The organism is Epilithonimonas lactis (assembly GCF_900110605.1).
Lineage (GTDB): Bacteria > Bacteroidota > Bacteroidia > Flavobacteriales > Weeksellaceae > Epilithonimonas > Epilithonimonas lactis.
This window is the reverse complement of sequence record NZ_FOFI01000004.1, coordinates 83,033-99,069: the sequence shown is the minus strand read 5'-3', so window position 1 is coordinate 99,069 and position 16,037 is coordinate 83,033. Positions and strand designations below refer to the sequence as shown.

16 protein-coding genes are annotated in these 16,037 nt (G+C 38.8%); 5 read left to right on the top strand and 11 right to left on the bottom strand.

Annotated elements, in window-relative coordinates; genetic code table 11:
* Window positions 1–4: 4 nt before the first annotated feature.
* The 5 genes from BMW39_RS14300 to BMW39_RS14280 all read right to left on the bottom strand — a co-directional run bounded on the left by BMW39_RS14300 (window position 5) and on the right by BMW39_RS14280 (window position 6,279).
* Entirely contained in the window at window positions 5–1,573 is a 1,569-nt protein-coding gene (locus tag BMW39_RS14300) for an ABC transporter permease/substrate-binding protein (protein WP_034974452.1), read from the bottom strand.
* Window positions 1,570–2,490, bottom strand: coding sequence for an ABC transporter ATP-binding protein (locus BMW39_RS14295; protein ID WP_034974450.1), 921 nt, complete (start codon window positions 2,488–2,490; stop codon window positions 1,570–1,572). The genes BMW39_RS14300 and BMW39_RS14295 overlap by 4 nt, the downstream gene beginning before the upstream one ends.
* Before the next feature lie 6 nt (window positions 2,491–2,496).
* Window positions 2,497–3,687, bottom strand: coding sequence for an ergothioneine biosynthesis protein EgtB (gene egtB, locus BMW39_RS14290; RefSeq protein WP_051879874.1), 1,191 nt, complete (start codon window positions 3,685–3,687; stop codon window positions 2,497–2,499).
* Between the two features lie 17 nt (window positions 3,688–3,704).
* Complete coding sequence (locus tag BMW39_RS14285; RefSeq protein ID WP_034974448.1) at window positions 3,705–4,688, bottom strand: L-histidine N(alpha)-methyltransferase; 984 nt, start codon at window positions 4,686–4,688, stop codon at window positions 3,705–3,707.
* Between the two features lie 151 nt (window positions 4,689–4,839).
* Complete coding sequence (locus tag BMW39_RS14280) at window positions 4,840–6,279, bottom strand: SDR family oxidoreductase (RefSeq protein WP_034974447.1); 1,440 nt, start codon at window positions 6,277–6,279, stop codon at window positions 4,840–4,842.
* A gap of 223 nt (window positions 6,280–6,502) precedes the next feature.
* Between BMW39_RS14280 and BMW39_RS14275 the strand changes: the two genes are divergently transcribed.
* A complete protein-coding gene (locus BMW39_RS14275) occupies window positions 6,503–7,150 on the top strand; it encodes a MarR family winged helix-turn-helix transcriptional regulator (RefSeq protein WP_034974445.1) in 648 nt (215 codons plus the stop codon).
* Between the two features lie 20 nt (window positions 7,151–7,170).
* Here the strand turns inward: BMW39_RS14275 and BMW39_RS14270 are convergent, their stop codons facing one another.
* Window positions 7,171–8,544 carry a HAMP domain-containing sensor histidine kinase gene (locus tag BMW39_RS14270; protein WP_034974443.1) on the bottom strand — a complete coding sequence of 458 codons (1,374 nt, stop codon included), beginning with the start codon at window positions 8,542–8,544 and terminating at the stop codon, window positions 7,171–7,173.
* Window positions 8,541–9,230 (bottom strand): response regulator transcription factor, encoded by a 690-nt coding sequence (locus BMW39_RS14265; protein WP_034974441.1) that lies wholly within the window; start codon window positions 9,228–9,230, stop codon window positions 8,541–8,543. The genes BMW39_RS14270 and BMW39_RS14265 overlap by 4 nt, the downstream gene beginning before the upstream one ends.
* A 205-nt stretch (window positions 9,231–9,435) precedes the next feature.
* Between BMW39_RS14265 and BMW39_RS14260 the strand changes: the two genes are divergently transcribed.
* The 3 genes from BMW39_RS14260 to BMW39_RS14250 are packed head-to-tail and all read left to right on the top strand — an operon-like array spanning window position 9,436 to window position 11,704.
* A complete protein-coding gene (locus BMW39_RS14260) occupies window positions 9,436–10,764 on the top strand; it encodes a hypothetical protein (protein WP_131474290.1) in 1,329 nt (442 codons plus the stop codon).
* A gap of 13 nt (window positions 10,765–10,777) precedes the next feature.
* Window positions 10,778–11,197 (top strand): Dabb family protein, encoded by a 420-nt coding sequence (locus BMW39_RS14255; protein ID WP_074719356.1) that lies wholly within the window; start codon window positions 10,778–10,780, stop codon window positions 11,195–11,197.
* Window positions 11,198–11,215: 18 nt separating this feature from the next.
* Window positions 11,216–11,704, top strand: coding sequence for a cupin domain-containing protein (locus tag BMW39_RS14250; protein WP_034974437.1), 489 nt, complete (start codon window positions 11,216–11,218; stop codon window positions 11,702–11,704).
* Between the two features lie 89 nt (window positions 11,705–11,793).
* Here BMW39_RS14250 and BMW39_RS14245 read toward each other — a convergent pair whose 3' ends face one another.
* A complete protein-coding gene (locus BMW39_RS14245; protein ID WP_034974435.1) occupies window positions 11,794–12,210 on the bottom strand; it encodes a DUF2141 domain-containing protein in 417 nt (138 codons plus the stop codon).
* An 18-nt stretch (window positions 12,211–12,228) separates the two neighbouring features.
* The gene (locus BMW39_RS14240; RefSeq protein ID WP_034974432.1) at window positions 12,229–13,293 is read right to left on the bottom strand and encodes an NAD-dependent epimerase/dehydratase family protein; all 1,065 of its coding nucleotides are present in this window, start codon (window positions 13,291–13,293) and stop codon (window positions 12,229–12,231) included.
* Window positions 13,294–13,508: 215 nt separating this feature from the next.
* Between BMW39_RS14240 and BMW39_RS14235 the strand changes: the two genes are divergently transcribed.
* A complete protein-coding gene (locus tag BMW39_RS14235) occupies window positions 13,509–14,057 on the top strand; it encodes a TetR/AcrR family transcriptional regulator (protein WP_034974430.1) in 549 nt (182 codons plus the stop codon).
* 53 nt (window positions 14,058–14,110) lie between these two features.
* Here BMW39_RS14235 and BMW39_RS14230 read toward each other — a convergent pair whose 3' ends face one another.
* Window positions 14,111–14,998 (bottom strand): hypothetical protein, encoded by an 888-nt coding sequence (locus BMW39_RS14230; RefSeq protein WP_131474288.1) that lies wholly within the window; start codon window positions 14,996–14,998, stop codon window positions 14,111–14,113.
* A gap of 47 nt (window positions 14,999–15,045) precedes the next feature.
* Window positions 15,046–16,035: an SH3 domain-containing protein gene (locus tag BMW39_RS14225; protein ID WP_034974426.1), complete on the bottom strand. Its 990-nt coding sequence runs from the start codon at window positions 16,033–16,035 to the stop codon at window positions 15,046–15,048.
* Between the last annotated feature and the right edge of the window lie 2 nt (window positions 16,036–16,037).

The following is a 16,037-nucleotide window of genomic DNA, read 5'->3' as shown; positions in this document are numbered from 1 at the left end:
AATTCTATTTTGAATCCAGGTATTTTTTAAGGTCAGAAATGCTTTTTACTTTCAATTCCTCTGCCTGTTTTTTCCGCATCATCAGGGCATAAGAATTATTAAAACCAAGCGGTTCCAACCATTGAATTCCATACTGTTTTCTGAATTCTGAATCTACAAATTTATACGTTTTATCGGCACTTTGCGAAACGTTTTGGATGGATTTTGGTGATGGTTTTAATAAAACTAAAAGTCCCGTTCCTGTATATTCAGGGTAAAAATCGATGGCATCGTTCATCAGAGCATCGAAACAGATTTTCGTTCCGCCCAATCCGGTTTTGGTTTCCACTTTATAATTAGTGTAACCTTCAATCAGCATTTTATACATTTCTGTGAGAATGTACTGCTCGCCGAAAATCTTTGAACCAATTCGAACTGTTCCCGAATTTCCGTTTCTGGAAGGTCTGTACAGTTTATTTTTCATTAAAAAATCCTTGGCAATTTTTTCAGGCGTTTGGTTAAGATAATCCGAACGGTAATTCAAATCGGTCATTATTGAATCGTTGAATTTTCCTGCAACTAAGTTCAGAGTTTTTTCCAGTTCAGGAAATTTATCCAATGTTTTCGTCTTGATAATCGGTGCCGCAAAATACGGTGGAAAAATCTTTTTATCGTCTTCCAAAACATACAAATCGAACGCTTTGATTCTTCCGTCTGTGGAATATCCACTAATTAAATCCAATTCATTTTCGAAAGCAGCTTTGTACATCACTGCATCATTCACAACCTTAGGATTGACATTCAAACCATACACAGAACGCAAACCTAAATCTCCGTCCTGTCTTCCCATAAATTCTGGTGTAAAGCCTGCTTTTAACTTATTTTTATCTGAGATGGAATTCATTAAATATACAACTCCAAATACCAATAAAACTGCAGGAATGATGTATTTTAATTTCTTTAAAAACTGATAGCCGGATTTCTGCAAAACAGCAATCGTCTGGTCGAGCAAAATCGCCAATAATGCTGCAGGAATGGCACCTGCCAATATCATATTGCTGTTGTTTAAAGAAATTCCGCCGAAGATAAATTCACCCAAACCACCGGCCGCAACAAATGAAGCCAAGGTCGCCACACCAACATTAATAACTGCAGCGGTGCGAATTCCAGCAATAATTACAGGCATTGCCAATGGAAGTTCAACTTTGAAAAGCATTTGCTTCCGGTTCATTCCCATAGCTTTTGCCGCTTCGATGACTGTTGGATTAACTCCTGTAATTCCGGTGAAAGTATTTCTGATAATCGGTAAAAGTGCATAAATCAGCAAAGCAACGATGGCCGGAGTTGCCCCAATTCCAAAAGCGGGAATCATAAAACCTAATAAAGCGATACTTGGAATCGTCTGTAAAATCCCGGCAAAACCAAGAACAGGATTTGATAATTTTCTTTTTCGGGCAATCAAAATTCCCAGTGGTAAACCGACAATGATTGCTAAAACTAATGACAAAAACGTCAATCCCAAATGTTGTACAACCTGAGTCAGTAATTTTTCGTGCTGCTCGATGACGAACTGCCAAAGACTTTGCTGTGTCATACAATTTGTAATTTTCGGTAGTCGTTGAATGCTTTAATCAAAATTTCGTAAGCATCTGTGTTTTTATGGTCAGAACTTAATTTCTGTAAAGCATTCCAAACACTCGTCTCTTCTGTAAACTGAAATTCACCGATGATGATTTCTGAATCGATAAAAGATTTGACATTATTCAAACTTGCGACTTTGTACTCCAATAAAAGTCTGTTTTCGGCAAAAAAATCCTTTACAAAATCATTTTTGGGACGATACAATATTTCTTGTGGAGTTCCGGTCTGAATAATTTTTCCCTTATCCATTAAACAAATTCTTTGTCCCAGTTCAAAAGCTTCCTGAACGTCGTGCGTGACAAGAATAATGGTTTTATTTTTAAGTTCTTCCAGCGATTTGAATTCCGAATGAATATCAGCCTTTGTAATATTATCTAAAGCTCCGAAAGGTTCGTCCATCAACAGAATTGGTGAATTGGCAATCAGAGCACGGGCAATTCCCACTCTCTGCTGTTGGCCACCACTTAATTCATTCGGAAGACGGGAAAGTACATCTTCAGGGAGATGAAGTTTGTGCAGGAGTTCTTCGGTTGTGTTTTGAATTTTTTGCGTGTCCCATTTTAATAATTCCGGAACAACGGCGATGTTTTGCTTAATCGTATAATGCGGAAACAATCCGGAATGCTGCATCACAAAACCGATTCCCATTCTCAGCTCTTCCACTTTCCGGTCACGGATATTTTTTCCGTCAATCAAAATATTTCCCGAATCTGCTTCTATCAGACGGTTAATCATTTTCAAAGTGGTCGTTTTTCCACAACCACTCGTTCCCAGAAGCACCAATATCTCTTTATCATTGGCCTGAAAAGAAATATTATCCACTGCTGGTTTTCCGTTGAAAATTTTTGAAACCGATTCTACTGTAATCATAAGCAGTTATTGAGCTAGCCTGATTCCGGTAAACTGCCACTTTAAGCCAGTCTGAAAGAAATTGCGGTATGTATTTCTGCTGTGTCCGCTTGGCGTTGCATCTGAAGCGCCACGCAAAACCATTTGATTGACCATAAATTTACCATTATACTCTCCTACTGCGCCGGCTTCTTTTTTAAATCCTGGATAAGGCAAATAGGCAGAGTTCGTCCACTCCCAACGGCTTCCCCACTCAAAATGATTGGAGGCAACTTCCCACTCAGCTTCGGTTGGTAGGCGCATTCCTTTCCAGGAGGCGAAGGCTGAAGCTTCGTAAAAGTTGATGTGACAAACGGCATCATTTAAATCTAATTCCTGAAGTCCATTTAAAGTGTAATTCATCCATTGACCGTCAATCAAGTGCCAGTACAGAGGAGATTTTGCTTCATTCTGTTTCACCCAATCCCATCCTTCGGCGTGCCAATGTCTGAAATCTTTATAGCATCCTGCTTCCATAAATTCTAAATATTCTCGGTTGGAAACTAAGCGGTCAGCAATTTCAAAATTATTAAGATACACTTTATGTCTTCCCAGTTCATTATCAAAACTGAAACCTTCTCCCTGAAAACCGATTTCATAAACACCTTCATCAAAGTGAATCATTTCGATATTGTCAGAGTGTTCTTTCTTCGAAATATCCTTATTTTTGTAAGCAGGAAAAAGTGGATTGTGGCCTAAAATATATTTAATATCTGTTAACAACAATTCCTGATGCTGTTGCTCGTGATTAAGACCAAGTTCGAGTAAAGGTTTGATTTCTTCTGTTAAATATTCGCTTTGGAGGAATGCATCCATTTGCTCATCAACATATTTTCTGTACTGATAAATGTCAGAAACGGAAGGACGACTCAGATTTCCTCTGTCGGTACGGATAACTCTTGCGCCAATCGTTTCATAATAGCTGTTGAAAACAAAATTATACTGAGCATCAAAAACCTGATAACCGGGAAAATTGGGTTCCAAAATGAAAGTCTCGAAAAACCAGGTCGTGTGACCCAAATGCCATTTCGGTGGACTTACATCGACGATTGGCTGAACCACGTAATCCTCAATTTCCAGAGGCTCGCAGATTTTTGTAGAATGCTGACGAATTTCCGAATATTTCTCTGCCCAATCAGTTTTAGAATTTGATTTTGTAAGAACGGAATTTTGTTTCATAGGAGTTTATTTTAAAATTAAAGAACTTGCCAAATGGAATCTACAAACCAATTTTTGGAATCGGTAATCTCATCAATGATATGAAATTTGGAATCCCGTGCGAGTTTGCTGATGTCATCCTGAGAAAATTTTTGCGAGATTTCCATATCAATCAATTCATTTTCTTCGAAGCGAAAAATCTGGTTTCCGATGTGAACATTTTGTTCCGTCAAACTTACAAGATAACTTTTGCAAGCGCCTGAAATCGGGTCGTAGGTTTGGTAATGCTGAAAATTCAGAACATCGAAATCCGCTTCCAGTTCGCGGTTCATTCTGATGAGAAGATTAAGATTGAACGATGACGTGATTCCTGCTTCATCATTGTAGGCATCGAGAATGGTTTGTGGATTTTTCTTCAAATCGAAACCAATCAGGAGAATGTCGCCACGATTGAGTTTTCTTCTAAGTTCTCTACAAAAATGATAGGATTCTCCCATATCCATATTTCCGATATTGCCACCAAGAAATAAGACCACTTTTCGTCTTTGTGAGATGGTCATCGCCTTGTCGAGCATATCAAAATAATCGCCTTCCAAAGTGATGACATCCAACTCGGGCAAATCTCTGCTGAATTTTTCATTTAGTTCATCCAGAATATGTCCAGAGATATCGATTGGCATATAAGTAAAGTCGATATTTTTTTTGGTCAAATGTTCTAGCAGATAACTGGATTTCATCGCATCACCAGCTCCCAATTCTATCAAGTCGAAAGGCTCATCATCTATCAAAATACTTTTTGCTAGCAACTCAGTTTTATTTTTAAAAATATCTAGCTCGCAATTGGTGAGATAGTAGTCGGACATATTCATAATCTGTTGAAAAAGCCTGTCGCCTGCCTCGTCGTAAAAATATTTTGAATGTAATTTTTTTGGACTGCTGCTCAAGCCTTCCAGAACGTCCGCTAGAAAAGTTTCCTTGGAGTCGTTTTGCGTCTGAAACTCTGTTTCCACCTGTGAATTCATAAATATCGTTTTTTGGTTTTTAGAGAACTACAACTATCTTGCCGCCGGCAGAATTGACTTCTATAAAAGTATTCTGCATCGATGTTTTGAGTACGCAGCTGAATGTTATTCATGAATGAAAATCCTCAAAAAATTCATCGCTTGTTCAGTGTTATTTAACTTGCGCGGTAGCTAATCGTCTCAGCATGCCTTTGAAAATAATACCGTGAAAAGGCAAAACAGAAAACCAGTACAATCGTCCCCACACGCCTTTCGGTCGGAAAACGGCCTTTTGCCACAACTTTCCTCTATACAATTTGAACATCAGCCACGCTTCTCCAGGTAGTTTCATCTCAGCAAAAAGAATCAGTTTTCCCTCTTCCCGATTCGCATAGATGACGCGCCAAAAGTCCAAGGCATCGCCTTCATGAAGTTGTGATGGATGCGTTCTTCCCCTTCTCAGGCCAGGTCCGCCAACCAAGACATCCAGAAAACCTCGCACTTTCCAAAGACTCTGTCCGTACCAGCCGTTTTTTCCGCCGAGACTGAAAACTCTGTCCAGGCACTTTTCCCTGTCGTCATATTTTAAACTCCTTGTATCTTTGAAGCAACCAAAATGGGGAACCTCAATGAATTCCTTCAGCGAAGAATCATTTCTGCTGCTGATGAAACTGTCTTTCCAGCTAGAGCGGATCTCGTTGGCCTGTATCTTCGCTAAGGTTCTTTGCAACGCCTCTTCGTACGAAAATGGGTGTACGCCTGTTATTTTTTTGATCTCGGAGAGACTTTCCTTATTACAGACGACCTCTATCTTCATGCTTCCTACAAGGGAGCTGGCCAAACTGTATGTTGTAGATGTGATAAAATATAGCCAATACGAAGATAACTTGGGCGTCATGATCGGTAACGTGATTATCGTTCTTTTCAGACCGCGGACTTTGGCAAAGCCTAGTAATATCTCTTTGTAGGTCAGGACGTCATCGCATCCGATATCAAAATTTTTATTGTAAGCTTCTTTTTTGAACAGGGTAAAATTCAGGAAATCAAGGACGTTCGCAATCCCAATTGGTTGACATTTTGTATCGAGCCATCTTGGCGTGATCATGATTGGTAATTTCTCCACAAGATCACGGATAATCTCAAAGGAGGCACTTCCAGAACCGATGATGATCCCTGCTCTCAGAACTGTGGTGGGAACGGAGCATTTCTGCAAGATCTTTTCCACCTGGAATCTGGAGTTGAGATGTTTGGATAATTCCTTTTGATTCACAAGTCCGGATAAATAAATGATGTGTTCACAATCGGACCTTTCCATTGCAGAGACAAAATTCTCAGCACAGATCCTTTCGGCTTCTTCATAATCCGCGCTTGTACTCATAGAATGCATGAGATAATAGGCGCCTGAGATGTCATCTGGAATATTTTTCAAAGTTTCCTCCTTCAGAAAGTCAACCTCTATGACCTCTATCATTTCATCTTTGATGCCAGATGGTTTTGAGAATCTGCTGACATCGCGGCTACAGCAAATGACCTTATAGCCTTGCTCCGTGATCACACTGATCATTCTCTTGCCGATGTAACCTGTTGCTCCTGTGAGTAGAATCTTTTTCATTGTTAATAATTTGAACACATCACGTTATACAATTTATATACCTTTTAAAAATCATTAGTAAAATAATATACCATTTTTCAATAAATTAAATTTAAAACTTAAAACATCATCACCAGATCTCAAATAGATTTCTAATCCAACTTCAGAATCGATTTGTAGAATGATTGGCGCTGATCATGAATTGAAAAAAACTAAAATGATATCTTTACCTGAAAATTAAACTATGCAAACCGATTTTTTCATCGATCTCTTACAGCAGGTCAAAGAATTTGAAAGTTCCGATTCATACAAACCCAATGCGGATCTGGAAGATTTTCGCGTTTGGATGAATGATAAAAAATATAAAGATGAAAGCCCTACAAAGCTATTCAGAAACGAGAATCATCAGGTTTCATATACAGAAAACGAAATCTGCAAACAAGTGCTTTTGCTTGCACGATATTCCAAATTATTGATCAGAAAAGGTTTGGCAGATTTCCCCGAATTGGCAAATGAAGAATTCACGTATCTCTACAGATTAAAAGACGAACCTTTTCTTAACAAGATCCAACTCATCGAAAGAAATGGCCACGAGAAACAAACCGGAACCCAAATTATCAAAAGACTTTTGGAAGCAGGATTTTTGGAAGAGAAAAATGATGAAGATGACAAACGAAGCAAACGCGTCAACCTCACAAAGAAAGGTGAAGAGATCTTTCATGGATCTGTTTCAAAAGTTGACCAAACCTCAAAAATATTATCTGGAAAACTGAGTGATGATGAAAAAAATGAGCTTCTAAAACTGTTGAAAAAGCTTAATGAATTTCATGCCCACATCTACTCGGAATATAAAAATTCTGACATTGATAAGATAAATGATATTCTTGATTAACAGCCACGACGAAGGCAAATTTAATTCTTAACCGGCAACCGGATTTTGAAAATGCTTCCAACGTGCAACTCAGATCTGACCTGTAAAATACCTTTATGAATTTCGATTATTCTTTTGACAATGGACAGTCCTATGCCATTTCCCTTATTGTAATTTTTGTTGTTTCCTCGGTAAAACAGGTCAAAGATATTCGATTGATCATCTTCTGAAATGCCTATTCCGTGGTCTATAAAACGAATTTCCAAAGCATTTTTTTGAACCTCGATCTCGACATTACAAAACTGATCTGGAGAATATTTACAAGCATTTTCCATCAGATTAAAAAAGGCGATTTGAAGTAAATATGGATTTCCGTGAAAATCATAATTGCTTTCGTCCTTGTCCGCAAGTTCATCCATGTAATTGATTCCAACCCTGTATTGATGGTTCTTTTGTAGTAATGCCACCTTCGCATCTGCCAAGATCTCATCCAACCTTACATCCGTAAAACTGATCTGCGAGACGTCATAACTTGCGCGTGCAAAATCTAAAAGTGCCGATGACAATTGTGACGCGTGATTGGCGTCCTGCAAAGCATTATCGATGGAAAGTTTGTAATCGTCCAACGTGGTATTCAGTTCCTTGGCCAGTTCAAGTTCTGCAATTAAAGTTGAAAGTGGCGTTCGGAATTCATGGGAAATGGTTGTGACAAACTGTTTGTGATTATTAAATGATTTTTCTAAACGGTTGAAGGTCGAATTGAAAGTTTCTGCCAATTCATAGATCTCATCTTTTGCTTTCGGAACAATCAATCTTTTGTTCAGATTATGCTCAGAGATATCGCGGATCTGGAGAATAATGTCTTTTAAAGGCTTCAAAGTGTAATATGAAAACAGAAAACCAATAATAAAAATGATGAGGATCGAAATGAAATAGATAACGATAATATCCTTTTTAAATTCCTTAATATGAGCAATTCCGGTAACGTCGACTGCGCTGCCGATGATGTAAAAGTCCTTTTCATCAGACCTGTATTTGAAAGCCATATATTGGCGTTCTCTTCTGTGCCAGGTGATCTGATTTTTATTAGACCTGATCAACTGATCCAAATAATGTTGATTTTTGGAAGAAGGTTTGATGTCTGTAAAAAGCAGTTCTTTTTTGCTGTTGTAAACACTGATGTCCGCTTCGTTCAGCATTTTTTTGTTGCGCTCGTGGAGTTCTTTAATCTTGGAATTGTTGATCTTTGCATCGAAGATAAATTCTGAGCGCCAAATGATCTTGTAGCCCAATCGGTCATTGAACTCGTCTTCCCTATTCTTCTCGGAAACAAAATACAAGACGTAAGCAAAAACAAAAAGGATCCCGGCAGTCAGCAATGCATAGCTGAGCGCAGTTCTGGTAGCGATTCTCATATCTGATCAGTAAAAATAAAACCAACGCCAGGTTTTGTGTGAATCAATTTTGCATCAAAATCCTTATCGATCTTCTTTCTGAGATATGCGATGTAAACATCGATATAGTTGGTTCCAGTATCGAAGTGATTTCCCCAGACATTCTCTGCGATCTCGTCGCGGGTGAGGATCCTTTCGGCGTTGCTCATTAGAAAAACCAAAAGCTTAAACTCCTTTGGCGTGAGATTGATCTCTTTCTCATCTCGGAAAACGCGGTTGGTATTTTTATCAACTTTTAGATCTTGATATTCGATGTGATCCGAGAGTTCACTTTTCTGTGATGAATTAGATTTTCTCAACAAGATCGCTTTGATCCTGGCGTAGAGTTCTCTGATCTCGAATGGCTTCACCATGTAATCATCTGCGCCGGCATCAAAACCTTCAATCTTTTCATCGATCGTTCCGAGTGCGGTCAGCATAATGATGGGAAGTTCCGGATTTTTTTTCTTGATCAATTTACTCAATTCGATTCCGTTCATTTTGGGAAGCATAATATCTGTGATCACAAGCTCGAACACTATTTTATCGACCATTACCAAAGCATCTTCTGCATCTTCCGAAATATAAATCTGATAACCCTGACTTTCCAAACCTCTTTTCAAAAGTGCGGAAACACGGGCGTTATCTTCAATAATTAAAACTTTCATAACAAAATCGTTATAGGACAAACTTCAAAATCTCTAATATTATTTAGCTCATTATCATCGTCCTTTAAATTCTCTGCAAAGGTATCTCATATTTTTATTCTTAATGAATTTCTAAAAATTTTCTAATGGTTTTCTAACGACGATCCGAGATTTCCGAAAGTAATTTTGCCCCCGTTGAAATCAACAAAAGAGGACAATCCATATTATGAACAAAAAATCTTTTAAAGCCGGGCTGGCCCTACTTACCATATTGGGAATGTCAGCTAAAATGGAGGCTCAGAAAAAAAATGACTTTAATAATCCAGGACTCACCCATTATCTGAACGACGAACATACGCGCTATGTTTCCTTCAGTGGCTATGCGGAATTATGGGCGAGATACACGCAACTGAATCCAGGAAGTCTCATCAACGACCAGGCAAAATCTGACGTTTCCGATCTGTCTCTTAGAAGAGTGAGAGTGAAAATGACCTACAAACCAACAGAAAAACTAATGTTCGTTTTACAGGCCGGAACCACCAACGTAAATATGAATGCGAAAGCCAGCAATTACATAGACCTTCTGGATGCTTATGCGGAATATGCTTTTAATGATAAAATTGCGGTCGGCGCCGGACGTTCCACTTGGAGAGGATTATCAAGATTTACGACTGGACCTTTGAATACTTTGCTGTACGATTTGCCTGCTTACGCCACTTCAAACGCTGGCGCAACAGATTACACCGTGAGAGAATTAAGTGTTTATGCGAAAGGTCAATTAGGAAGATTCGATTACCGATTGGTGGTCGCCGATCCTTACACAATGGCGACCGCGGAACCAAAAGTGAATGTTGCGACCTTCAGTAAAAACTCGCCAGGAAAAGATTTCTCAGGTTATTTCCGATATGCTTTTTTGGATAAAGAAAACATCACAACACCTTTCAATTCCGGAACTTATGGAGGCAAAAAGAATGTCCTGAGTTTGGGAGCTGGTTTCGATTACATTCATAATGCAACTTGGCACAAGGACTTTGATAACAATGTTCAGAGTGATGATATGCAGAATTACGCGGTCGATTTGTTCTATGATGCGCCAATAAACAAAGACAAAGGAACCTCGATAAGTGCTTATGGAATGGCGATGTACAATGATTATGGACCAAACTATGTTCGTTACGTTGGAACCAATAATCCCGCAACTTCCGTGAATGCTACACAAGCGAGTCTCAATGGTGCCGGAAATGCAATGCCTGTAATTGGAACTGGAAATACCTATTACGTACAAGTTGGCGGCACACTTCCCTACTTTAATAAAGATAAAAAGAACCTGCAACTTCAGCCAGCGGTTGGGATGCAATTATCAAACTTGAAAGGCCTTCAGGACAACGCAATCGTGTATGACGCAGGAATCTCATTACTAATGAACGGAATGTCTTCCCGATTGACCTTCGATGCACAGAACCGGCCAATTTTCGCAGGAGATGCCTTAAACAAAGGTGTTGTTTCTGACAGACAATGGCAGTTTGTCCTCAAATACCGAATTGATTTTAATTAAAAAAATAAATAAAATGGAAAGAAGAAAATTCTTGTTCCGGTCTGTACAGGCTTCTGCCCTGCTGCTTTTATCAGGAACGATGTTCGCATCAGTTTTACCAAATATCAATCCCATAAAACCAAAAAAAGTGTACGCTCACAATTTGTTCTTTTGGCTCAGAAAAGACCTTTCTACTGCAGAAGTAAAAGACTTCGAAAACTTCTTCGAAGGTCTGAAAAAACTTCCTTATCAAAAAAATCTTCAATACGGAAAACCGGCAGGCTCCAGCCCAAGAACAGTTCTAGACAGCACCTACAGTTACAATTGTGCAATGCAATTTGAGACTTTGGAAGAACTGGAAGCTTACGGTAAACTTCCTGAACATCTGGCTTTAGTTCAAAAATACAAACCGTTTTTTGAAAAAATGTTGGTTTATGATACTGTTTACAATTAATAAAGAATTATATTTAAAATGAAAAAATTCATCAAAGGAATATGCCTCGCATTGGCATTAAGCTCATTCGTAATGAAAGCACAGGACAAAGAAAACAAAAACCTCAGCATCAAGGTCAATAAGGAAGAATCGAAAGAATATATTCCTGCGGTGAGGCTCATCAACAATCCCGATGGTTCTTGTACTTTCGAGAAAGGGAGAATTCCTACTTTGAAACATCTGAACACCACTACTTTCTGGATGAGCAACAAGACGGAAGATTGGGAAAAGAATGCGCATCCTGCTCCGAGAAGGCAATATGTAATCACATTGAAGGGAAATATCAGATTCAAGGTGACAGATGGTTCCACCTTCATCATCAAACCAGGAACTGTCCTATTAGCAGAAGATTTGAAGGGAAAAGGCCACAGTTGGGATATGGTGAGAAGCAAGGCTTGGGAACGACTTTACATTCCGATTGCGGAGAATGCTGATGATTTTTTTGTTGCAGATAACGACCACGATTGATCTTAAATAAATTGAATATTTAAATTTTTACAATAGAAACAACGCCACTATGATCCAGTGGCGTTGTTTGATTTTAAATTGAGATCCAACTACAAAGCAATACTGGTTTTGGTGGATTGTCTGACTGTAATTTTCACCTCATCGAATGTTGGAGCAGAAAGTTTGGGTCTGAAATTTTTAGAAAAACCAAATCCCTCGGTTGGATAGCCGACTAGATTCCGGTCGCATTTTCCATTGTTGTTGACATCCTGATACACGGCAACAGCATATTCTCCAACAGGAATATTTTTGAAAGTATAGCTCACTTTATTTCCCGTGACTTTGATTTTACCATTGGCGAAAGCTGCATTTTCCTTCAAGAAACCGACTTTCTTATTGTAAAGACCGAGATACAATGAGCCTTTGTCTGGCACGAGATCAGAAACCTCCACCGTAAAATGGTGTTGTGCGAAAAACGTGGTATTGACTGTGATTATAAGCATCACCACGATTATTTTTTGTAACATAAATTCTATTTTTTTTGGTTAATGATAAGTTGGTTCAAGTTTTTTCTTTTCGATTTTATTAAAGAAATATTCTATTTCGTCTACATTTCCAGTTCTGTAAGCCTTGTAAGGTTCGGACTGTGCAAGCAACCAACGTTTGATTGGAGTACGGAAAAGGATGGTCATCTTCTTCTGCAAAGGATGAACCGCTTTTTTGACCAGCTCGAAATGATCTTCTAAATTTTGCCGGCGAAAATGGATGATCGATTCCAACTCATCACCGTCTGACATGATACCGCAATGAAAATTCTTCTCTGCAAACGCTTTTTCTGGAAAATCCGCGTCGCCAAGTCCAAATGCATCAAACATCCTCATCAAAAAAGAACGGTAAGAGATAACACACGCTTCACCTCCACCAAGATTGAAAATGCGATTTCGAAGTTGACCTTCAAAAGCGATTGCATTGGCAAAGGCACGTCCCGTATCTTGTGGTGTACAGATTTCCATCGGCGTATCAAGTGGCATGTGGAACATCAGTTTAGAGATCTTGTGATTTCCCATGATTGCGGCCAATCGGAATATCGTCCAAGACAATTTTGAGTCCTGAATAGCTTTTTCACACAAGATCTTGGTCTCACCATATTGGTCACCAGGACTTGGTTTCAAAGCATCATGGACAGAAATCTTAGGATTTTTGACACGGTCACCATACACAGAAATACTGGAGCTGAACAGCAAATGACATTTGGGTGAATTTTTCTCCAAGGCGTGAATAAAATTTTCCGTTCCTTGAACATTCACGCGATAGGCCAATTCGGGATTTATGTCTGCAAGTGGCGGAATGATTGCTGCCAAATGAATCGCTACATCCTTGTTTTGACTTACCTTTTCCAGATCCGTAGCAATGCTGACATCACCATAAACAATTTCAACGCGCTCACGCAAAGGCGCTAATTTTTTAACAGACTTTGAAGTCTTGACATCGAAAACTGTAATTTCATAAGTGGGATCTTTCATCAGATGCTTCAAAGTTTCGAAACCCACTGTTCCGGATGCACCTGTGAGAAGGATTCTTTTTTTAGTTTTAACTATCGTCTTTTCCATTTTAAATATTTTAATTGATTGGTTTATTACGTTTAGAAGCATTAGAATAATCTTTACATTTGTAGAACACATTGTTCGTTATCTAACATAATGCTTCATTCAAATCACATCGTAAAGCTATTCACAGTGAATTGAATTAATGAATCAAACCGACAAGATCTGTTCGATACGCATCGAAAGTGGTTGATTTTGTAGCGTAACTAAAAAAAATTAAGATGGAATTAAGAAAAGACCGAAGGGTGCAATACACCAAAAAACTGTTGCGAGAGGCTCTATTTGATCTGTTGAAGGACAAAGAATTAAGTCAGATCTCCATCACAGAACTTTGCAAAACAGCCGATGTGAATCGAAATTCATTCTATCGGCATTACAACATTCCAATGGATATCTTGCTGGAGCTGGAGGAGGAAGTCTTTGAGAAATTAAGCGCTGTTTTACGACAAAGCTACAAAATGGATGAAGTGATACTGCTCAGCTGCAAATTATTGGAAAATGACAAAGAGATGAGCAAAATCGTTTTCACAAAAGGTGACGGAAGTGGCATCCTGTCTCGCATCCTGACAAGCGTTCGAAATCATTTCCCGGTGGAAGACCAGATCGAGTTGACACCAGAAACAAAACCATTTGTAGAAATGGCCTATGAATTTGGTGAAAAAGGAAGCATTGCCGTGATCAAAAATTGGGTCGAAAGTGACTTTGTTCTGCCAGCAGAAAGTGTCGCACAAATGATCAGTTATCTGGTCAACAAATTGAACAAATTATAAGTTAATTATATATAAAAAGATTACAAATCTTCTCTTCGAATTATCTGATCCTATTACTTATTCATCTCACTGATGCTGAAGGCAAAATAATTATATGGAAGATCAGAATGGACGCCATCTTTTGAACGAATGGTTCCGAAGTTTCGATCATATTTCCACTGACTCCAATCAAAATTGCCAGGATCGGATATTTGAAGAGCGATGTAAAGTCCTTTCGCAATTTTCAGATGTGATGGCGTTTTCCCGAAGTAAAGTCCCATCTTAGGAGCCGTGATCTCTCTATTCCTATTGCGACTTGCGATCAATTTTGTAATTCCTGTGGCATATTCGGTCAAGACGGGAAGAATTGGATTGATGGAATTGATCAGTGTGATCCCATTTTTCACCACGCCATTCTCCAGCGCTTCCAGCAGTTTGTCATCATTATCATTCGAAACATTCACCATCTCGACATCAAATTGCAACAGCTGATTTCCCGTCGTAAGTCCTACGAAAATTGGATATCCCGAAATCGGAGCGCGCTGTCCTTCTTCTATCGCAAAAGTCTGATTGAAGCTAAAAGCCTGTTCTGAACTTTCGTTGACATAATTTTTTGCACTGAATTTGAAAAGCACCCGATGTTTTCCCTTGCCTGGATAATCGTAGGCTCTCAAATAATCCAAACTAATTGTGACCTGACTGTTTTTCAGGGATTCGTCAGCACTGATGCTGCGTGCTTCATATATCGACAGGTTTTGGTCAGAGGAATCATTTTCGGGAACAAAACCAAAGGCGTACGAAGAATGTTCCCAAGCTTTGGGCTCGCGGTTCCAGGGCCATTGTACAGAATCGAGGTTGGAATTCTCGTTGTTCTTTATAATATCATTTGCTACCTCATCCAGATTCATTGACTGGTAAAGTGTTACAGCTTCCAAAGCGTTTAATTCTGAAAAATTTTTCATAGGTTTTTCTTTTGCAATTAGTTGATTATAATATTTGTCGGTCGATATCAGGAAAAGGACAGATAGGAATCTTTCACCCATTTTTCATCATTTGCAATTTGCGACCATCCATCTTCCTGCTGATAGATGAAAACCTCGGTTCCTTTGGTCAGGGAACTGATCTTCTCAAAATTGGTTCCTGGTCCTGATCGGACGTTCAAAGTGTTCGAATTCACTACCGATTTCTTCACGTCTTTGGTATTGGCAGCCGAAACCCAATGTTGCGAAGACGATGATATTTTGTACCATTTATCTTTCTCTTCATAGACTCTCAAAACAGCACCAAATACAACTGTACCGCGCTCTTTCACAATTTCATTGGATGAAGCTGGACCTGACCTGACATTAAGAATATTAGATGTCACACTCACATATTTGATCATCTTTTCATTGCCAATTGTTACAGATAGATCTTTTAAACGTGAAGATATAAGTGGAATGAAATATATTTCACAATCTTCGACTTTATTACCACCAAAAAAATGAGTTCCCGGACAAGACTTATTATTGCCGGAACCATTATTTCTTACACCTGTTGCCAAGTTGAACCAATGGTGGTAAACGATCCTATTAGTATCCGCAACCAAACTGAATTTTCTACAAAGATGCGCGGTCACTTCTATGATCGAATCCTTTTGTTCAACGGTCATCACATCTGCTCCTGAATCAAAATTTCCAATATTTTCGATACAGAAAGCATTGGCATTGTTCCCGTAGATACAGGCTGGTGAAGTTTCAAAATTTCGACCTGTCACGATCGAGCCATCGGGAAAGATGGAAATATGTTGCCCAATGTCCACCCATCCATTCAGATTGACGTGGGTATTTTTCATGCCTTTCTGCAATTCGAAGTGGTTATTTCCTTTGAAATGAATATAAGATGGAATGTACGTATGGTGTTGCTGTATTGATAGAATTGTACGAGCGATCTTCAATTTGGATATATAATTACCAAATTCTTCGCGTGTCATCATTGTAAAGCCATACTTTGTTTCCATGT